Here is an 18974-nt window from a genome sequence, read left to right as displayed (position 1 = left end):
TGAAAACGCCTGGAATAAGGAACTCGACGACAACGGAGTAAAGAGACAGGAACTATCCGATGGATGACAGTGAAGCAAACCAAAGATTCTCGCTCCTTCCCCATAGCGGAGGCTATATCGAAGTCCGGTGGGACCAAGGGGTAACTGTCTCGAAAAAAGACGCCATGGAGCTCGTCAGAAGCCTTGCGAAAGTATCGCCAGCTCTGTGTCTACCAATGCTCGTCCACCTCAACAGAATGATCTCCCTCAGTAGGCCGGCACTGTACGTCTTCGCGTCGGGGCTCAACGTTTCTGCACTAGCGATTGTCGGACCGACAGACGTCGACCGCGCCATCACCACCTACTTCAAAGAAGTGCACGAACCGCCCTATCCAACCCAATACTTCGAGGATGTCATCTCTGCTGAACGCTGGCTACTTGATCCGCACGGGAGTCTGTCGGGTTGATGGACGCACGACAGGCCACTGGGGGAGTCGTTGGCGGAGTCGTTGGCGACTGCTCGATAGATAGAGCAAAATGGGTGGATGCCCACGATTCATCCCCCAACCAGGCCAGTCCTCGAGGGGAAGACCATGCTGGCGATTGTCACTACCGGGGTTGGTGGCTACGACCGGCTCGAGGTGAGTCGGGTTCCAATCCCGGCGCCAACCGAAGGTGAGGTATTAGTTCAGGTGTTGGCAGCCGGCGTCAACAATACCGAAATCAACACCAGACTCGGTTGGTACTCGTCATCGGTGGCGACAGGCACCAATGACGCAGCAGAGAACGTTTCCGGGCAGACGTCGACGCGGCCGGACGGGGGTTGGAACACGGCCACCCCGTTCCCCTTAATTCAGGGTGCAGACTGCTGCGGACGTATTGTCGCCGTCGGTCGCGGTGGCGACGAGTCCTCGGTTGGGGCTCGGGTACTGATCCGCGCATGTATGCGCACGCAGGGTTTTTCCTCGATGGAAACCAGTTGGTTAGGGTCGGACCGGGACGGAGCGTTCGCTCAGTTCGTTGCTGTCCCCGAACACGAGGTTTTCACTGTGGACTGCGACTGGAGCGACGCCGAATTAGCCACCATTCCTTGCGCTTACGGAACAGCGGAGAACATGGTCCGCCGTGCAGGTGTCACTTCGGGGTCGCGGGTAGTGGTCACGGGTGCCTCCGGTGGCGTTGGCTCGGCCGTCATGCAACTCGCCAAGCGACGTGGCGCTCATACCATTGGCATCGCCAGTGAGGCCAAACAGGATCGGGTCCGGGCCCTGGGAGCGGATACAGTCCTCGGGCGGGACGAGGCGCTGAGCGTGCTGGGAGCGGAAAGCGTCGACGTCGTGATCGACAACGTGGCCGGCACCGGTTTTCCCGCGATGCTCAGTCTCCTCCAGAGGGGAGGGACGTACGTATCCTCAGGCGCCACCGGCGGACCTCTTGTCGAACTAGATATGCGGACCTTTTATCTGAAGGATCTCACCCTGATCGGGTGCACAGCATGGGACGACGCGGTATTCCCTAGCCTCATCTCCTACATCGAGCGTGGAGAGATCCGGCCTCTCCTAGCCAAGGTCTTCCCACTTGACCAGATCGCGGCCGCTCAACGTGAATTCCTCGATAAGGTACACGTGGGTAATTTCGTTCTTATTCCACCCGCTCCCCTGTAATTGAGGCGTATTCTGCCAATCGCCGACGTGCCGTAGCTATTATGATGAAATGTGCAATTACCGCCCCAAGGTGAAGGGAAGCTTCGATGCCTACCGGCAGAATGCGCAGAAGCAGAGGTGTGGATAAATGCTCCCGTGGGCCTGACTCGGGGCTTGAACGGCGCGTCGTTCTCTCCGGTTTCCTATTCGGGTGCGGGGTCGCGGCATCGATTATTGACTTGTTTATCTTCCATTTGGGTTTGCAGTGGCACCACTTCTATGACCTGTCCACCACCGAGGTCGCGCTGACAGCTGACGGTTTCTTTCACGCGTTCGGTTGGTTTATCACTATTTGTGGCCTGTTCGTTTTGGCTGACATTCGTCGCCGCGCCGAGGTGAATTGGAAGCGATGGACTGGGGCGCTTATTACCGGAGTTGGGTCTTTCCAACTTTTTGACGGCGTTATTGACCACAAGGTTCTGCGCATTCATCAGATTCGTTATGACGTGGATTTGCTGCCCTACGACGTAATCTGGATAGGGTCTGCCGTCGTGCTGTTACTGGTCGGGGTGTTCATTCTGTGGCGGACTCGTCCCCCACAGACATCGGACTGAAGGTTCAGCCAGTGGATCTGCAGCATCAACACGAACATAACTCTCCCAGCAGTTCAAACCACGACGTTTATGCTCTCGGATGGATAGCTTTCGATGCCCTGGTTGTGCTGCTCCTGGTTGCGGCCGCGGCGGGTTACGCCCTTGCCCTCTGGGCGGTGCGGGGCGACGGGCGCGGGTCCTCACCCGCTTTCTGAGGTCTCCGCCTCTCCGGTTCATCACCCACCCGACGGTCGCAGGTGGGCACAATGCGGGAGGACTATGGGTTCTCTACACCACCGACCTGTACTCACTAATGCACACTTCGGTGCTGCTTCATGGAGCGGTACATATGCATATCTTTCTGGCAGGCTACCTTTTTGTTGCGGCCCTGATAGGTCCCGATCCCAACCCACACCGGGCCTCGATCCAGATGCGCTCCGTAGTCCTCATCGTATTCATCGCCACTCACTCCATCCTGGCTAAATGGCTCTACGTCAATCCTCCGGCCGGTGTCGAGATCTCCGATGGCCGGACAGGCGCGCAGCTGATGTACTACGGCGGTGACATCATCGATATCACCCTTATTGTTCTCCTTCTGGCTGGCTGGTTCCGAGCCACCCAACCACGGGTAGCTAGACCGGGTCAACTACTGAGGGCGGCCAGGGCCTTACGCAGGCGGCTGCTGGCGTCGTCGGCGACCTCTTTGACCGCTGGCGCATCACTGAGCTGAACCATGGTCTCCGGGTCGATGGCCTCGATTGTGGTGATGTCTGCGGCTTTGCTTCGACGGACCACGACGTTGCAAGGCAGGAGCGCGCCGATTTCAGGCTCGGCCGCAATGGCCCGGCTGGCCAGGGCCGGATTGCAGGCACCGAGGATGGTGTAATCTCCCACGGCGTCCGCGGCTTCGGTGCCGAGCTTGGCTTCAAAGGTGGAACGAACATTAATCTCGGTGAGTATTCCGAAACCCTGAGCTGATAGTGCTTCCCGGGTAAGTTCCAGGGCTTCAGCCCAGGGAAGCGCAATGGTGGTGCTGAGTGTGTACGTCATGGTGCTCCTGGAGTGACTCGTTGACGGATTCGTCCGATAGGTCACCGGACAAGTTTTCCCACGTTCTTCTAGGGTATTCGACGACACATTCCGACCGCCGGTGATCCTTTAAGGTGATTCTATGTCCACCTCGTTTGTCCTGACCCTCTCTGCCGTCGCATCTCTGCTGCTAATTCTCCGTCTGGCGGTCCCGTTCCTCCCCCTGAAGCGGGTTACCCGACGGTTGACTCCGCTGGATCTCGCCCTAACGGTCGTGGGTGTGCTGGGGTTGATCCTGCATTGCGCGTCAATGTTTTTCCGCTCGGTAGTAGCCGCAATACCAGGCAGCGGAAGTGTGATCGACCAGATCAATTCCATGGGAACGGCGAGCGTGATCTGGTACGCGGCCCCCGCCCTCATGGTTCTGATTGGATTGCGCCGCCTGCATTGGATCGCCCTGATTCTCCTGGCCGTGTCACTCTTGGCTGTAGGCATCACCATGTACAACGGCACCGCGGTGTCGACCCATCTGGTCACCATCTTCGCCGCAGGTGTGACAATCGCCGCCACAGTCTTCCTCCTCAGCGTGCCGCCCTGGTCCCGGAAACCAACGCCGAACCTTCCCTATCCCCCCGGGTTGAGTCCCGGGACGGACCGACCCCCCGAGGCTGACGAGAAGCCAATCAGATAGTCCCCCACGACAAACCCTGAGGAAACGGCAGTACACAGCGCGCCCCAGTTGAGAACCACCCGCATTATCGGTATCTCAATAAGAACGATAATCAATAATGGTGAGCTGGGGTGCGTGGTGTGTTTGGTCTTGAAGGATCTGTCGATCCGTATTGGCTCCCAATACCTGGTCAAGGGCCGGTCGCTGACCATCCCCCGCAGTGAAGCGGTAGCCCTGATAGGCCCCTCCGGGTCCGGTAAATCTCTGACCGCGGCAGCCCTGAGTGGTTCTCTTCCCGGCGGTGCGGTGGTCCGGGGCGATCTGGAGATTGACGGACAAGAAGCCGCTCTGGCTCTGGCAGCATTGGGTTTCCTCGGGCTCGACGCGGACCCGCTGAGCCCCGATTGGGGCCTGATCCTGGCCGAGGGAATGGCCTATGTCGAACGCGCAACCATGACCGTGTTCGCCCCGGCCTCGGCCTTGATCCTTGCCTCTGTTCTGGCGGTGTCGGCCTCAAGTATCGCCTTTCCTGCCCTTGAACGCAGGCGGAAGCGTACGACGACGAATATCAGTCCAGTTGGATGATTGGCACTGGCCTATTGCATAAACGCATGCAGACATGTTTATATATCAGCATGACGAATGACGAGCAGCTGGAACAGGTTGCCGAGCTGTTCAAAGCGCTGGGGGCTGTGTCACGATTGCGAATTCTGACTGCCCTATCCGACAGAGGGGGGTCAGTGAGTTCGCTGGTCGCCACCACTGGCCTCTCCCAGCCACTCGTGTCACAACATCTGCGGCTCTTGCGAAGTATGAACCTCGTGACCGTGAGCAGATCGGGGCGCGACGCCGTCTACGCATTGACCGACGAGCATGTTGCCCATGTCATCGAGGATGCGATCGCCCACACGGTCGAAGCGTCCCCGACACCCAGTCACAGCCACTGAATATGAAACTGCGGGAACTCCCGCTTCAAGGAGATACCGATGACCACCGAAACGCACTCAGAACACACAATTCACGAGCACGATCACAAACACGGCTCGTCCGATTGCACCCATGAAACCGTCGAGCACGGCGACCATACCGATTACCTTCATGACGGGCACCGCCACGCGGAACACGGCGATCACTACGACGAGCACTAACGGTCGTTAGACCGAACGGCGCCGCCCGCATGGGTCGGCGCCGTTCGTTTTAACGGCTTTCTAGGCTGGGTTAGTCGCCACGCGGACGGGTGCGCCGGTTCCGAGCACCGCCCCGGAAAGCTTGTCGGGTAACGCACTGGGTCGACCATCCTGTGGATGCCAGCGCTCAACCCAGGCGGCGAGGGCTTTTAGCTGCCCGGGGGCTTCGAGGCCGCCCAGCCAGATTGATGGCCCAGTCAATTCACTCGTTGAAGCGCGAATGGCAACAGCTGCGACGGCTCCGTGGGAACATTGTTGCAGGCAGGATGCCGAGATAAGCACCCCGCCCGACGACCGGGCGACTGCCGCGGCCAGCTCGCCGTCGTCGCTAGCTTTAACAAGAGCAGCGCACCGGTGACCCGCGCACAGGGCCACCACGATCCCCGTTGAATCCTTTGTACTTTTGACCATGGCGTCAGCCTTGGCGGGCCTTCATGCGCGGATTCTTCTTATTGATGACAAAAGTTTTGCCTCTGCGGCGGACGATCTGGGCTCCCGGGACTTTTTTCAGTGCGCGGAGGGAATTGCGTACTTTCATGGTTCTCCTTCAGGGGTTTCTGTTTGTGTTTATCGGCTGGTTTTGTTGGGTGCATAAGCAAGGGGAGACCGCAGTTCCTCATCCGTCAGTGCGCAGGCTGCCAGCAGGCTGGTCACCTCGAAGTCATCGATGTCATCGCCGGTCAGAGCGAGGTGAGTGCCGCGGCGCCACTGCCCCTGTGGATCGCTGGCCCAGGGGCCGCCGTTGCTGAGGGCTATGCGCGGGCCAACGCCGAACACTGCTACTTCGGTCTCCAGCAGACCGGCAATCCAGACACCGCCCCGAACAAAGCAGCAACCCTCGGAGATGGCGCCCAATGCTGATCGAAAGCGATCGGGATGCAGTAAAAGGTCCGTGCGGTATTCGAAAGTGCGGAAGGGCCCGGACGACGTCGAAGGTACCGCGATCGCTCCGGGACGACTTCGGGCGCGGGCTGCTTCGTCGTCGTGCGCCCCAAGGTGGGCAGCGATCGCCCCCCGGGCGGGCAGCATCCGCACATGCGGGGCAAGCTGTCCGATGAGCTGAACACCCCTGAGACTCAGTTCCTGATCCGATGGCAGCAGATCACTGACGGTGGTGAGCGCCGTGCCAGCAAAGAGCAACTCCCCCATCAGGAATTCGCCAGGAGTCCTGCCATCCTCAGGAACAGCCGTGTAACCAGACTCAAACAACGTGTGATGGGCCCACAGTTGGTCCTCCACGTCCTCGGGCTGGGCGGCAACAGCCACCGAATCCACAATGAAATCCCCCGGAGCGATGGCATGAATCCCGTCAATCGCGTTCTCAGCCGTGGTGCCCGGCGGCAGCCCGACGATCGCCAGAGAGGTGCCGGCAGCGGCCAGGCGTATCAGGACGGGGACCAGATCGAACCGGACGGTGCAGCTCAGACAACCGTGTTCTAGTAAAGACGACTCTCGTTCCATCAGTTGGTCATTCTGATGGATGCGGCGCGTCACCACTGAATCGTCGAGTAGGTCGTGCAGCACCACTGGAACTTCCGGAGATAGCGCGGCCAACTGAGATGTGGCGTTGTTGCGACTGAGTGCGTCCAGCGAAGTAACGATGATCAAGTGCATTCCACCACCATATGAGAATCGTTCTCAAAAGGAAAGTGAGTGGTCCGTTCGGCCCTTCCTCGCGGCACGCGAGACGCACTTAGATCGAAGCGAGAGCCGTCAAAGCCCTCAGTTTCTCCTCCCCTATGGGTTCCTCGGGTAACAACGGAATAAGAGCCACTCGGTCGGTCACTGCGCGTACCTTCGCCATCTGTTCGATTTCGCTCGCTGCGCGCGCCCGCAGAAACGGCGTCTGCGGGTGTGCGGCGGCAATCGAGCTATTGATCACCCAGGCCCACGGGTGGATTCCTGCCCGTTCCAGATCACTTTTCAACTCTTCGGCTTCGAGCACAGGTGTCGTTTCGGCCAGCGTGACAAGAATTACCTTGGTCTGCGCAGGATCCTGCAGCCGCATCAGGGGCGTCACGAAGCCCATGGTATCTCCAGCCTGGCGGGCAATTTCCCGGTGGTATGAACCGGTCGCATCCAGGAGTAACAGCGTGTGACCGGTCGGCGCGGTATCGATCACCACGAAGCGCCGCCGGGATTCCTGGACCGCCTTGGAAAACTGCCGGAAGACAGCCACCTCGTCAGTACATGGGGACATCAGGTCCTCAGCTAGGGCGGCACGACCATCATCGTCCAGGTTCCGGCCCTTGGCTTCCATCACGTGACTCCGGTACTCCTGAATTGCCGCTACCGGATCGATACGAGATACCGTCAGTCCTGGGACTGAACCGTGCAGTGTTTCGGTGAGGTGCGCTGCAGGATCCGTCGTGGTGAGGTGGACCGCGTGCCCCCTGCCGGCGAGTGCGACCGCAATGGCGGCAGCGACGGTGGTTTTCCCCACCCCGCCCTTCCCCATACACATCACAAGGCCATGGCCGTCCGATTCGATCTCGTCAACCAAGGCTGCCAGTGGCGCGTTCTCGACCTCCGGTGTCTGTGTCGTCTCGTCAAGGATGGCCGGCCTGGACCCAGTTGCGAACAGAGACCTAAGCGCCGGTACGCCGACCATGTTGCCTGACTTGAGGTCCAGCACATCGAGGGGCAGCGGGGCGACCGCTTCAGGAATGGCCGCGATGGCGGCAGCTTCCCTGGACCGCAGGGCCACGGCTAATCTCTCGTCGCCGGCGGCTTCCGGCAGGACACCGTTAATGACCACGTACCCGCTCCTGATTCCGATCTGGTTGAGCTCGAGATAGGTACGCTCGATCTCAGCCAGGGACGACGTCTGCGCCCGGCTAACCAGGACAAGCCGGGTCCTGGCGGGGTCCGTGAGTGCCTGCACTGCTTTGGCATACACCTGCTTGTGTTTCTCGAGCCCTGACAAAGGGCCCAGGCATGACGGATCTCCTTTGCCAGTCTCGAGGAAATCGGTCCATGAACCCGGCAATTGAAGAAGGCGGATCGTATGGCCCGTAGGAGCTGTATCAAAGATGATGTGGTCGTACTCCCCATAGGAGCTCTCGTCTGCGAGCAGGTTGGTGAACTCGTCGAAAGAGGCGATTTCCGTGGTGCACGACCCTGAAAGGCTCTCGGCGATGCTGGCCAACTCAGTCTCGGGCAGGAGGCCCCGAACGGGTGCGATGATCCGTTCCCGGTACGCCTCGACGGCCTGCTCCGGGTCGATCTCCAGCGCGGAGAGACCCGGAACATCCTGAATCGCGGTGACGGTATTGCCGATGACCATACCGAACACTTGGCCAACGTTTGAGGCTGGGTCGGTGCTCACCAGCAGAACTTTCTGACTGGCATTGGCGAGTGTAAGAGCCGTGGCGCAGGCTACGGAGGTCTTACCCACGCCACCTTTGCCAGTAAAGAACAAGAATCGTGGTGCGTTCTCGAGAAACTTCATCCCCGGACCTAGCCGCAACTCGTTGAGCCGCCGCAGCAGCCGCCGGACTTTGCGCTCAGGCCAAGTGCCGGTCGTGTGCGCGACTCAACTCCGAGACTTTGGAGATGACGCACGTCGGCGGTGACGTCCACCAGGGACTGGTCCACATCGGGGCCACACACACCCGTGTCGCGACAAAGCATAGTTTCGTAAATTCGGATCACAGACATGTGGTTCTCCCTGGCTTCCACAAAGGTTCGATTCGATACCGAACCAACGAGCCCCAGTCACCCCCGGCCGTCGCCCGGAAGAGGCCGACCAGCGCAATTGCGGTTCCTCACTATGATATCGATATTCATCGATGTAGAGCCATCACCTTGTCGCCGGACCGTTCAAAGGCCTGACCTACTTATCTGGTGCAGGTGAGATCGGATGCACTGGTCACCAGCCTCGCTTTGAGCTCGTCACCCTGAGGGAGCGCCGCGGGTAGCGGCTGGCCGGGCGCTCCCCAGGCTTTCTCACCGGGTCGCCGTATTGCAGCTTTAGCCGTCCAGTCTCCGAACCAGCGGCTATTCCTGATTGACTCGGATGTCCGTGAAGGACTGCCCGTTGTCATCGGAGACCTGGACACCGGTTTCGGTCGCGACCCATATTCGCAGGGTCAGATCCCCGACCAGGTGCGTGGCTATCGCGGCTGCCTGACCGGGGATCGTTCCTTGCTCGACCCAGGTCAGGCCAGCGTCACGACTGGTGTAGATCTGGCCCTCGGGTGTAATCCCAGCAGCGGCACCTTCCGAAAGGGCCGTGAACATCAGCAGGGGTGCACCGGGCACGGCATTCCACGTTTCGCCGTTGTCCGTGGAACGTTGCAGGCCGTCCTCTGTGGTCGCCAGAACAATACTGTCCCGTGGCGTTGCGGCCAGGTTGAACACCGGAATTTGTTCTGCCACGGATTCCCAGGTGGTCCCGTCGCTACTCACTTGCAACTGGCCGTCAAAACCGACTATCCCGTTGTCGGTTGAGGCGAGGGCATGGAAATCGGACTCCCCTTGCCGGGACAGCGGCTGCCACGTGTGCCCCTCGTCGGTGGACCGAATCAGCCCCACCGGGTCGGGAAGATCAGATCCCGGACCAGGATGTCCGGATGCATAAAACTCGCCGTCCCCTGCTGAGGTGAAACCCATCAGATCGATGGTCGGGCCGATCTTGATGGCCGGTGACTCTGAGACGTCGAACAGGCCATCGTGGGTGGCGAGGAAAACCCGGTCCGTGCCAGGGTCCACGCTCATGCCGTGGACGTGACCCGTTGGGTAACCTTCTGCACTGGCTGACGGGGCAGCGGTAGCGGCCCTGTTGGCTCCCTGCGGGGGTTGTGGCGAGCAAGCAGTAACGACCAGAATCGCGGCAATCATGACTGCCGCCGGGGCGGCCTGTGGTGGGTGGGGTAAAGAAATGTGGATGAATTTCACGTCAATAGTCCTTGAGTCAAAATGGGTACGGGTAGGGAGGCAAATGGTGCCCTCCCTACCCAGAGCCTGTGGCGGGTTAGAGTTCGGCGAGCAGCTGTTCCATTTCCTGGATTTCGGCGAGCTGGGTTTCCATAATGGTCTCGGCGAGAGCAATTGCCGCAGGGTTCTCCCCGTTATCGATTTCCTCCTGGGCCATCTCCACCGCCCCATCGTGGTGTTCAATCATGGATTCCAGGAACAACCCGGCCGCGTCGTCACCCTCGGCCGCTTCCAGATCAGCCATCTGATCTTCATCCAGCATCCCGTCCATCCCACCCATCCCACCCATCCCGCCCATCTCGTGCCCAGCCATGCCACCGTCGGGCATGACCGGTCGGTCCCATGCTTCGAGCCAGCCGGTCATGATGTCGATCTCAGGACCCTGCGCAGCCTTGATCCTGGTGGCGAGATCGGTAATCTCAGGGCTGACGTCATCTTTGGCGAGCATCAGCTCGCTCATCTCCACCGCCTGCTGGTGGTGAGGAATCATCATCTGGGCGAACATGGCATCCGCGGGATTGTGCTCGGCAGATACCACAGCACTGGATTCGGTGGGGGAAGTAGTTCCCTGGGTGGAAGCCGTTGGCTCGGCCACCGGGGTAGTCGTGTCGTTGTCGCTTACGCAGCCCGCGAGTGTGATGACGGCTGCGACGCTCAGCCCCGCGATGGGGAGGTAACGCTTCATAGTGATCTGATCCTTTGTGAATTCATCTGATGAATAGTCTGCAGTGGTGCCCTCGACGGGCATTCATGCCTTTGGCTGGAAGCCTTTGCGCTCACCAGAAAGGCAGGTGCCGGTGTTTTATGTCCGGCTGATACAGAGTTGGATCAGTGAAGGAACGGGGATCGATAGGGGTCGTAAACGGATCAGTGGCGGACCGCGGAGGAGCACCGACCCGGGAACGAACCGGCCGGAACGGAGCAGGAACCCCAGAATGGCGACGACGATGATCGCCAGGAGACACATTCCCAGGACTGCGCTGTCGTTGCCGCAGGACCCCACGCAGCCCTGCCCTGATTCGCCGGAGCTGCCGTCCGTAGAAGCGGCGGGGGCAGCATTCGCCTGGACGTGGTGCGACCCGCTTATAGCCGTCGCGGATTCGGTGTCCAATGTCATAGGACTAGCAGAGAAGACAGCACCATCAACCGCGTCGCCCCACGGTGAAGCACCGTGCGTGGACGGGCCGTGACCGCCCATCCACACATGCATTGCGAGGATCCCGACAATGATGGCGGCAAACCCCAAAAAAGTAAGGGCTGTTCGCGACAGATCGAGCATCGCCCTTAGCCTGATCCTGCCTGACACCGCCATTGCCCTTTCATTTTTCGTTGACTGCTTCCAGTTTAGTGAACTTCACGCAGAGCCGGAGGTCGGGCTGTGCATTGACATGCGGAGCAGCGCTGGCTAGGTTTTGATATTGGTAAACTTTTTCCACCTTACGAGAATCTAAGGGGCGGGCATTATGCCGAACTATTTGGAGATCAACGGCCTCAGCGTCGCCGAAGAGCTTTATGACTTCGTCCGGGACGAAGCTTTGCCTGGAACGGGGATTGAAGAGGGAGCTTTTTGGGCTGGCGCGGCCGCGGTCATCACAGATTTCTCGCCCCAGGTGGGGGAACTGCTAGCCACCCGGGACCGGATGCAGCAGCACATTGACGAGTATCACCGCTCGCAAGGTGCGGAACCCGTACAGGAGGAAGCCTACGAGACGTTCCTCCGCTCAATCGGTTACCTGGTCGACGAGCCCGGAGACTTCGCCATCACGACCGACCGGGTGGACCCCGAGATCGCAACCGTGTCCGGGCCCCAATTAGTAGTCCCGCTCCTGAATGCGCGGTTCGCTGCCAACGCAGCAAACGCTCGATGGGGCTCGCTCTATGACGCGCTCTACGGCACGGATGCAATTGACGACGGCGATGGTCGCGAACAGACAGGTGCCTACAACCCAGTCCGTGGCGCCGCCGTCGTGGCGCGTGGGCGGCAGTTCCTGGATGAGTACCTTAGCCTGGCCGGCGGATCCCACGCTGACGTCAACACCTACCGAATTGCAGACGGCGCTCTCGTCGCGGAAACACCAGACGGTTCGCTGGGGCTGGCCGACCCAGGGCAGCTGGTGGGCTATCAGGGAAGCGCGGACGCCCTCGAATCAGTATTGCTAGTACACCATGGACTTCACGTCGAAATCCTGATCGACCGCACCCACGCCATCGGTTCTGGTGACCCTGCTGGGGTGAAGGACGTTGTGTTGGAGTCAGCGATCACAACCATCATGGACCTCGAAGACTCCGTAGCAGCGGTCGACGCCGGGGATAAGGTCTTGGGCTACCGCAATTGGCTGCAATTGATGCAGGGCACCCTGACCGCCGAGATTGCGCAAAAGGGAGGCACACATACCCGGCGGCTCAACTCCGACCGCACCTACACAGCACCCGACGGCTCAGAGCTGACTCTGCCGGGGCGCTCACTGCTTCTCATCCGCCAGGTAGGCCACCTGATGACCAGTGATGCTGTCCTCGACTCTTCCGGAGCGCCGGTGCCCGAGGAGATCCTCGACGCCCTATTCACTGGACTTGGCTCCGTACACGATCTGCGGGGCCCACACGCCGGGCGCAACTCGCGGGCCGGATCGGTGTACATCGTCAAGCCGAAGATGCACGGTCCGGGTGAAGTCGCAGTGGCCTGCGCACTGTTGGCGGCCGTAGAGCCCGTGTTGGGCCTTGAACCGCTTACCCTGAAAATCGGCATCATGGACGAAGAACGCCGCACGTCGACCAACCTGAAGGCTTGCATCTGGGAGGCGCGGGACCGTGTCGCGTTCATCAACACCGGATTCCTTGATCGCACCGGCGACGAAATCCATACCTCGATGATCGCTGGCCCCATGGTCCGCAAAGCCGACATGCGTAACTCCAGCTGGATCGCGGCCTATGAGGACGCGAACGTTGATATTGGTCTGGAGTGCGGGTTCAGCGGGCGGGCCCAAATCGGTAAGGGCATGTGGGCGGCCCCTGACAATATGGGCGACATGCTCAGGCAAAAGGTTGCGCACCCGCTTGCCGGCGCGGACTGCGCCTGGGTCCCCTCCCCGACCGCCGCGACCCTGCACGTTATGCACTACCATCAAGTCGATGTGGATGCCCGGCAGGCTGAACTAGCCGGGGAGCGTCGCTCGACCCTGCGTCAACTGCTCACCATTCCGGTCGGTAACCCCTCTGACTGGAATGCGGATGACCGACGTAGCGAGCTGGATAACAACATTCAGAGCACCCTGGGATACGTCGTGCGCTGGGTGAACGACGGCGTCGGGTGCTCCAAGGTTCCCGACATCCATGGCACAGCATTGATGGAAGACCGCGCAACCTGCCGCATCAGCTCCCAGCACGTCTCGAACTGGGTGCTGCACGGCATCGTAACCGAGGAAGAGGTCGACGCTTCCCTGCAACGAATGGCTGTGGTCGTCGACGAGCAGAACGCCTCGGACCCCGCCTACGTGCCAATGTCCCCGGCGTTCAATACCGAGGCGTTCCTGGCAGCCCGCGAACTCGTTCTAGAGGGCGCCGCTCAACCATCGGGATACACCGAACCCATTCTGCATCGCCGCCGTGCCCTGCATAAGCAAGCCGACAATCGAACGAGGTCATCATGAGCCTGACACTGACAACCGCCCAATCCATCATCGCCGACGCCCTCGCGGCAGGTCAGCAGCAGAACTTCAAGCCGCTGACCGTCGTCGTGCTCGACGCCGGCGGCCACGTCATCGCCGCTGCGCGCCAGGATGGTGCCTCGAATAATCGCTTTGAGATCGCCCAGGGTAAGGCGTACGGAGCGCTGGCCCTCGGAATGGGTTCGCGGGCAATTATGGAGCGCGCCGAGCAACAGGCGTACTTCATTGCCGCAGCGACAGCCACTCTGGGTGGCCGACTCATCCCAGTGCCCGGTGGTGTCCTGGTGCGCGACAATGACGGCACCATCCAGGGAGCGGTCGGCATCAGTGGGGACAGCTCAGACAACGACGAAGCCGCCGCGTCGACCGCAATCAAGGCTGCTGGCCTGACGGCGCAAATTGACTGAAACCACCGTTGCCGGGTGGTAGGTGGCTTACGCTCGTAACCACTCTCTGGGACCGTCAAGGCGCTCGAACGCCTTGACGGTCCTTTCGGTAGGATGCCCTTCCTGTCCCCCATGCTTTCCCGGTTGACTGCCGTAAGAGGCCTTCGGCATAACCGGTGCCCTCATCTTCGGCACCTTGGGAGAATAGAGTGATGGAGTTCAACCGGCTGTTACAGATCCGTCGCATCTATGCCCAACCCGCCGCATTGGAGTTGCCACGAGGGAAAGAGATTGTCCAACGATGGCCGGCAGCCGAAGTTGTGCTTGTCGACAACCACTGGAACATACCGGACCTCCACGGTGATGAGACCAACGTTCCCCGCTGGTCCAGGATCAAGACGGAAGCGCTGGTACTCGGGGTCAAGAAATCGTTGGCCGTAAAGCCGAACGGCCGGTCAGCGGATTTCATTGCGCCCTCAACGGCCAACGGTTGCGCCATGGCATGCGCTTACTGCTACGTACCCCGACACAAGGGATACAGCAATCCGGTAACCGTGTTCGCGAACATCTCGCAGATCGCAGGAGCGCTTGATCGGCACGCCGCACGACAGGGCATGAAATTGGAGCCCAACCAGTGCGACCCGGAACTTTGGGTCTACGACATCGGCGAGAACAGCGACTGTTCAGTCGACGCGCTGATCAGCGATAACGTGGAGGACCTCGTCACGCTCTTCCGCGATGTGCCGAACGCGAAGCTGTCCTTCGCCACCAAGTACGTTAACCCAGCGATGCTCGGGTGGGACCACGGCGGTCATACCAGGATCCGCTTTTCCCTCATGCCCGCGGAGCTGGCGAAATCGATTGACGTCCGAACCTCGCCTGTGGCCGAACGGATGGCTGCGATCAATGACTTCGTGGAGGCCGGGTATGAGGTACACGTCAACTTCTCCCCCGTCATCATCACGGACACCTGGCTCAGCGATTGGGAGGAACTGTTGCGCCAGCTTGATGCCAAGCTAACGCCCGCCGCTAAAGCGCAACTGGCGGCGGAAGTCATTTTCCTGACCCACAACGAGCGGCTACACGAGGTGAATTTGGGGTGGCATCCGCAGGCCGAGAAGGCGCTGTGGCGCCCAGACCTGCAGGAATCGAAGGTTTCGTCCAACGGCTTCACCAACGTCCGCTACCGCTCAGGGACCAAGGCTGGCTATGTTCGACAACTGCTTGCCCTGATTCGGGATATCGCGCCGTACTGCCGCATCCGCTACGCGTTCTGAGCCTGGACGAACGACACATCACTCTGGGAGACCCTGCTTCGGTAGTCGGCTTTCGGTCAATCAGTACCGCGGATCACGTGGTCACGTCCGACGAGCAAACCCGTCCCAGCGAGAACCGCCATGATGCCAGCGGTGACAATGAGTGGAAGCGTCCAACCCCCGCTCACATCGCGAAGGCCGCCGAACATCACCGGCCCGACTGCACCCAGACCGTAACCGACAGACTGCGCCATGCCCGACAGGGAGGCCGCCTGCAGGTGATTGACGGTCCGGAGGCTGAACAGCGACAGAGCAATAACAATGAGGCTCCCGCACCCGATTGCTCCCAGAAGGATCCACAACAAGATGAGGTCCGGCACCAGTGCCAGACCGAGAAACGTCACGAACATGAGAGCCCCACTCATGAAGGATACGAACCGTTGGTCCACGCCTTGATGAATGATCCCTCCTGCGGCAAGACTGGCGAACACGCTGATGAGCAAAAATACTGACAGGTGAACTCCCGCGGTGGTGGCAGGGATTCCGCGACTTTGCTCGATGGAGGGAAGCCACGCCATCAAAACGTAAAAGCCAATAGACTGCAGGCCCATGAAAATCGTCACCTGCCAACCCAAGGCTGAGGCCCATGGCGACCGGTGAGGGGCCTCCGGCATGGTGGCGTGCGGAGTATCCAACCTGTGCCGGCGCAGCCACGGCAAGAGCACCGCCATCGCTATCAGAGCCAGTCCCACCCAGATTCCAAGGGCAAGCCGCCATCCCGCCGGAGACATTTGTGCCACGGGCACGACGACGGCGGCCCCGATCGCGGCGAACGCAGCCTGGGTGGCGGTGTAGCTTCCGGTAACCTGGCTGACCCGCAGTGGAAAGTCCCGCTTCACAAGCGACGGCACCAAGACATTGAGAAACGCAATAGCCAAGCCGATCAGCACGGTGCCCAGCCAGATGAAACCGGGCACGGGTAACGAGCGAAGCACGATGCCGACGGCGAGGATCAGCAGTGATAGCCACAGCGTACGATCAAGACCCAAACGGGACGCGATGCGGGGCGCGACGGGTGAGAAGACTGCAAAAGCGATGAGCGGAAGACCTGTAAGGAGTCCTGCCGCAGCACTGGATAACTGGAGATCGCCGCTGATGTTCTCCAGCACCGGGCCCACGCTGACAAAGGACACCCGAAGGTTAACTGCGATGAACAGAACGCCGATGAATGCGAACCCGAACCTAACAGTGCGGTCCTGCGAGTTCCGAGCAGTAGCCAGCATAGACTCTTCTTCTATCCTTCAAGAGGTGTGGGGCGCCATCGCCCTCGGACTCGCATCATACGGGACCGGTCCCGGCCACCACATCCACCCTCCAACAAACAATGGGGGCGCTGCGGCCGGAATCCGTTCAAGGTGGCAAGCCCCGGTGCTCCCTGCCGTCCCTGGGATGTACTCCTTAGAAAATACATCCTGGGGGTGGCTTCTGGTGAGGTAGCGCCAATAGGTAGGAATGGAATTCGTAGGTGTCAAACATTTGCGAAGTGTCTGCAGTCATGTGGAGGCGGGTATCGTCGTCACAGGGCCATTACTGTCCCAAACCAACTCGTCGACGAGCCAGGAAGGGTCATCCCTATGCGCACAACACCGGCAGTTCTGGTCTTTGACGTCAATGAGACTTTGTCTGACATGACGCCGATGAAAAATGCGTTCACAGAATCTGGGTTACACGAGACCCTCTCACGTGTATGGTTCGCCGAATTACTCCGCGACGGGTTCGCGCTCACTACAACCGGCGAAAACCCGGCCTTCCTGGACATCGCATCCGACAGTCTTCACCGGCTCCTCACCCAAACCTTAGGACCGGGCAACTATCAGAACCAGACCAATCACATCATGGGCGTGTTCAAGAACCTCCCTCTGCACCCCGATGTGGCACCCGGCATCAGGAAACTGAACACCATCACTCAACTGGTCACGCTTAGCAACGGTTCTCCTTCAGTAGCGGAATCTCTAACCTCCAGGGGCGGCATCCGGGACAAGTTCTCCCGATTGCTCAGCGTCCAAGATGCGCCATGCTGGAAACCGGCCGCAGAGGCCTACCGCTACGTTTCACGCCAGACCGGCCATGCGCCCGGCGATCTCATGCTGGTAGCGGTCCACCCGTGGGACATCCACGGCGCAAAAACCGCCGGTTTGCAGACCGCCTGGATAAACCGCTCGGCTACTGCCTACCCCTCCTACTACGCCCAGCCCGATGTAGAAGCTCAGGACATTATTGAACTAGCGAGAACACTCCAAACGACCTGATCTCGCCTCTTCTCCTTAACAGCCCACCGAGTTGTAAAACCAAATGGTCCTGGATGCCCTTGGGGTGGTCTTGCTCCGACTCGTCTGGTCACGGACACTCCAATCTGGATCATTTAGGTAGTAGACGAGGAACGCCGCTGGGAGGACAATGGCTCTCCTCCGGCGCACATCAGGTGCACCTTCGGAGGCGATGAAGGAATAACGATGACTGAAACTATTCTCGTCTACGGGGCAACGGGTACCCAAGGGACTCCGGTCGAGGCCCAGCTCCTCACACAGGGGCGGACCACTCGCGTCGTAACTCGTGACGCAAACCGCGCCGCGCACTGGAGCGCTCGGGGCGCTGAGGTCGCAGTGGCCGACTTGGGCGACCCGGACAGCCTCGCGAAGGCGAACGCCGACATCGATCGTGTGGTCCTCCAACTCCCCCTGCAGTATGACTTCGAATTGCATGAGGCATATGGCCGCAATGCCGTCGACGCCGCCCGTGCAGCCGGAGTGAAGCTGGTCGTGTTCAATACCAGCGCGCACGTCATTCCCGGCGAAAACGTTCATGCTTATGAGGCGCGTCAGGAGGTGGTCGATTACCTCCACGCCAGTGGGATCCCGAGCGTCGTGATTCGCCCGACCTTTTACTATGAAATATTTTTGGGTCCATGGATTAGGCCAGGGATCGTCGACTCAGGTGTCGTAGCGTTCCCGCTGCCTGCGCAGTTCCCGATGTCCTGGATTGCTGCGGCGGAAACGGCCGCGTACGCAGTGGCCGCTCTAGACCGGCCTGACCTGGCGGGGAGGGGATTCGACGTCGGCGGACCAGAAGCGCTTACCGGCGTCGACATCGCCGGTCGGTTCGCTGACATTACCGGACGTCCGATGACCTACGTGTCTATCGACCCCGACGATTACGAGCTTGCGCTGGCGCCCATTTTCGGCGAAACGGTAGCGTTTGAGGTGGCAGCTCAGGTGAGATGCATGATCCGCCGCGGGAGTGGTGCAATAGACATGACTGCGACCAGCGCAGACTTTGGGGTTGAGGCGTTACCGCTTGCACGGTGGTTGAATGGGCATGACTGGGACGTAGCCTGACGGCCTCCACTCAATTTTTGGCGGCAGAAATTCAGCGCTACTTCAAGGGATTTGACGGCACCCACTGTTGCTGGCGAATGCACGCCGATCCCGCCTCCGATAAGACCCAGCGGTCTCCCTTGTTCAGCAGTTTCATGCTCATCAGTGGCAACTCTCCAACCGCCCCCGTGACACCGACGAAATAGCAGTTCTGATGGTCCGCCCGAGCCCTCACATGGACACAGCCCCGACCC

General features: G+C 60.2%; 24 protein-coding genes. 14 read left to right on the top strand and 10 right to left on the bottom strand.

Features of this window, described 5'->3' with window-relative positions:
* The first annotated feature begins 59 nt into the window (after nucleotides 1-59).
* From ACX80T_RS03090 to ACX80T_RS03070, 5 genes are all read left to right on the top strand, one after another.
* Nucleotides 60-446, top strand: a complete 387-nt coding sequence (locus tag ACX80T_RS03090; protein WP_459303658.1) for a DUF7793 family protein — start codon at nucleotides 60-62, stop codon at nucleotides 444-446.
* 78 nt (nucleotides 447-524) lie between these two features.
* Nucleotides 525-1643: an alcohol dehydrogenase family protein gene (locus tag ACX80T_RS03085; protein WP_459303657.1), complete on the top strand. Its 1119-nt coding sequence runs from the start codon at nucleotides 525-527 to the stop codon at nucleotides 1641-1643.
* A gap of 101 nt (nucleotides 1644-1744) precedes the next feature.
* Nucleotides 1745-2236, top strand: coding sequence for a DUF2243 domain-containing protein (locus ACX80T_RS03080; protein ID WP_459303878.1), 492 nt, complete (start codon nucleotides 1745-1747; stop codon nucleotides 2234-2236).
* Nucleotides 2237-2247: 11 nt separating this feature from the next.
* Complete coding sequence (locus ACX80T_RS03075) at nucleotides 2248-2430, top strand: hypothetical protein (RefSeq protein WP_459303888.1); 183 nt, start codon at nucleotides 2248-2250, stop codon at nucleotides 2428-2430.
* A complete protein-coding gene (locus ACX80T_RS03070; protein WP_459303877.1) occupies nucleotides 2385-2945 on the top strand; it encodes a cytochrome c oxidase assembly protein in 561 nt (186 codons plus the stop codon). Before ACX80T_RS03075 ends, ACX80T_RS03070 begins: the two co-directional genes overlap by 46 nt.
* Here the strand turns inward: ACX80T_RS03070 and ACX80T_RS03065 are convergent.
* Nucleotides 2858-3265 carry a DUF302 domain-containing protein gene (locus tag ACX80T_RS03065; protein ID WP_019481457.1) on the bottom strand — a complete coding sequence of 136 codons (408 nt, stop codon included), beginning with the start codon at nucleotides 3263-3265 and terminating at the stop codon, nucleotides 2858-2860. The genes ACX80T_RS03070 and ACX80T_RS03065 overlap by 88 nt on opposite strands.
* A 121-nt stretch (nucleotides 3266-3386) precedes the next feature.
* Between ACX80T_RS03065 and ACX80T_RS03060 the strand changes: the two genes are divergently transcribed.
* The 4 genes from ACX80T_RS03060 to ACX80T_RS03045 all read left to right on the top strand — a co-directional run bounded on the left by ACX80T_RS03060 (nucleotide 3387) and on the right by ACX80T_RS03045 (nucleotide 5062).
* The gene (locus tag ACX80T_RS03060; protein WP_459303656.1) at nucleotides 3387-3935 is read left to right on the top strand and encodes a hypothetical protein; all 549 of its coding nucleotides are present in this window, start codon (nucleotides 3387-3389) and stop codon (nucleotides 3933-3935) included.
* Between the two features lie 129 nt (nucleotides 3936-4064).
* A complete protein-coding gene (locus ACX80T_RS03055) occupies nucleotides 4065-4499 on the top strand; it encodes an ATP-binding cassette domain-containing protein (protein WP_459303655.1) in 435 nt (144 codons plus the stop codon).
* 50 nt (nucleotides 4500-4549) lie between these two features.
* Nucleotides 4550-4861 (top strand): ArsR/SmtB family transcription factor, encoded by a 312-nt coding sequence (locus tag ACX80T_RS03050; protein ID WP_459303654.1) that lies wholly within the window; start codon nucleotides 4550-4552, stop codon nucleotides 4859-4861.
* 39 nt (nucleotides 4862-4900) lie between these two features.
* Nucleotides 4901-5062, top strand: a complete 162-nt coding sequence (locus tag ACX80T_RS03045; RefSeq protein WP_165802636.1) for a zinc transporter permease — start codon at nucleotides 4901-4903, stop codon at nucleotides 5060-5062.
* A gap of 60 nt (nucleotides 5063-5122) precedes the next feature.
* Here ACX80T_RS03045 and ACX80T_RS03040 read toward each other — a convergent pair whose 3' ends face one another.
* The 8 genes from ACX80T_RS03040 to ACX80T_RS03005 all read right to left on the bottom strand — a co-directional run bounded on the left by ACX80T_RS03040 (nucleotide 5123) and on the right by ACX80T_RS03005 (nucleotide 11156).
* Nucleotides 5123-5512: a hypothetical protein gene (locus tag ACX80T_RS03040; protein WP_459303653.1), complete on the bottom strand. Its 390-nt coding sequence runs from the start codon at nucleotides 5510-5512 to the stop codon at nucleotides 5123-5125.
* A gap of 4 nt (nucleotides 5513-5516) precedes the next feature.
* On the bottom strand, nucleotides 5517-5639 hold the full coding sequence (gene ykgO / locus ACX80T_RS03035; RefSeq protein ID WP_082471366.1) for a type B 50S ribosomal protein L36: 123 nt from the start codon (nucleotides 5637-5639) through the stop codon (nucleotides 5517-5519).
* A gap of 29 nt (nucleotides 5640-5668) precedes the next feature.
* On the bottom strand, nucleotides 5669-6715 hold the full coding sequence (locus ACX80T_RS03030) for a GTP-binding protein (protein ID WP_459303652.1): 1047 nt from the start codon (nucleotides 6713-6715) through the stop codon (nucleotides 5669-5671).
* 79 nt (nucleotides 6716-6794) lie between these two features.
* The gene (gene arsA, locus ACX80T_RS03025; RefSeq protein ID WP_459303650.1) at nucleotides 6795-8552 is read right to left on the bottom strand and encodes an arsenical pump-driving ATPase; all 1758 of its coding nucleotides are present in this window, start codon (nucleotides 8550-8552) and stop codon (nucleotides 6795-6797) included.
* Nucleotides 8553-8560: 8 nt separating this feature from the next.
* A complete protein-coding gene (locus ACX80T_RS03020) occupies nucleotides 8561-8761 on the bottom strand; it encodes an arsenic metallochaperone ArsD family protein (RefSeq protein ID WP_459303649.1) in 201 nt (66 codons plus the stop codon).
* A 339-nt stretch (nucleotides 8762-9100) separates the two neighbouring features.
* Nucleotides 9101-9943, bottom strand: coding sequence for a F510_1955 family glycosylhydrolase (locus tag ACX80T_RS03015; RefSeq protein WP_459303876.1), 843 nt, complete (start codon nucleotides 9941-9943; stop codon nucleotides 9101-9103).
* A 133-nt stretch (nucleotides 9944-10076) separates the two neighbouring features.
* Entirely contained in the window at nucleotides 10077-10724 is a 648-nt protein-coding gene (locus tag ACX80T_RS03010; protein WP_459303648.1) for a DUF305 domain-containing protein, read from the bottom strand.
* A gap of 117 nt (nucleotides 10725-10841) precedes the next feature.
* Nucleotides 10842-11156, bottom strand: coding sequence for a hypothetical protein (locus ACX80T_RS03005; protein ID WP_459303647.1), 315 nt, complete (start codon nucleotides 11154-11156; stop codon nucleotides 10842-10844).
* 346 nt (nucleotides 11157-11502) lie between these two features.
* On the opposite strand from ACX80T_RS03005, the gene ACX80T_RS03000 reads away from it, so the two are divergent.
* The 3 genes from ACX80T_RS03000 (at nucleotide 11503) to ACX80T_RS02990 (ending at nucleotide 15367) form a co-directional block, all read left to right on the top strand.
* On the top strand, nucleotides 11503-13686 hold the full coding sequence (locus tag ACX80T_RS03000; RefSeq protein WP_459303646.1) for a malate synthase G: 2184 nt from the start codon (nucleotides 11503-11505) through the stop codon (nucleotides 13684-13686).
* Nucleotides 13683-14111, top strand: coding sequence for a GlcG/HbpS family heme-binding protein (locus tag ACX80T_RS02995; protein WP_019481279.1), 429 nt, complete (start codon nucleotides 13683-13685; stop codon nucleotides 14109-14111). Before ACX80T_RS03000 ends, ACX80T_RS02995 begins: the two co-directional genes overlap by 4 nt.
* A 191-nt stretch (nucleotides 14112-14302) precedes the next feature.
* Nucleotides 14303-15367 carry a spore photoproduct lyase family protein gene (locus tag ACX80T_RS02990; protein ID WP_024477383.1) on the top strand — a complete coding sequence of 355 codons (1065 nt, stop codon included), beginning with the start codon at nucleotides 14303-14305 and terminating at the stop codon, nucleotides 15365-15367.
* A 56-nt stretch (nucleotides 15368-15423) separates the two neighbouring features.
* On the opposite strand, the gene ACX80T_RS02985 is transcribed toward ACX80T_RS02990, so the two are convergent.
* Nucleotides 15424-16629, bottom strand: a complete 1206-nt coding sequence (locus ACX80T_RS02985) for an MFS transporter (RefSeq protein ID WP_459303645.1) — start codon at nucleotides 16627-16629, stop codon at nucleotides 15424-15426.
* A gap of 351 nt (nucleotides 16630-16980) precedes the next feature.
* On the opposite strand from ACX80T_RS02985, the gene ACX80T_RS02980 reads away from it, so the two are divergent.
* Nucleotides 16981-17655 carry a haloacid dehalogenase type II gene (locus tag ACX80T_RS02980; RefSeq protein ID WP_035748479.1) on the top strand — a complete coding sequence of 225 codons (675 nt, stop codon included), beginning with the start codon at nucleotides 16981-16983 and terminating at the stop codon, nucleotides 17653-17655.
* A 204-nt stretch (nucleotides 17656-17859) separates the two neighbouring features.
* Nucleotides 17860-18741, top strand: a complete 882-nt coding sequence (locus tag ACX80T_RS02975; protein ID WP_459303644.1) for an SDR family oxidoreductase — start codon at nucleotides 17860-17862, stop codon at nucleotides 18739-18741.
* Nucleotides 18742-18974 lie beyond the last annotated feature (233 nt).

Source organism: Arthrobacter sp. Sr33 (assembly GCF_054511195.1).
Note: the sequence above shows the minus strand (reverse complement) of the source record. Positions and strands in the feature narration are given on the sequence as shown.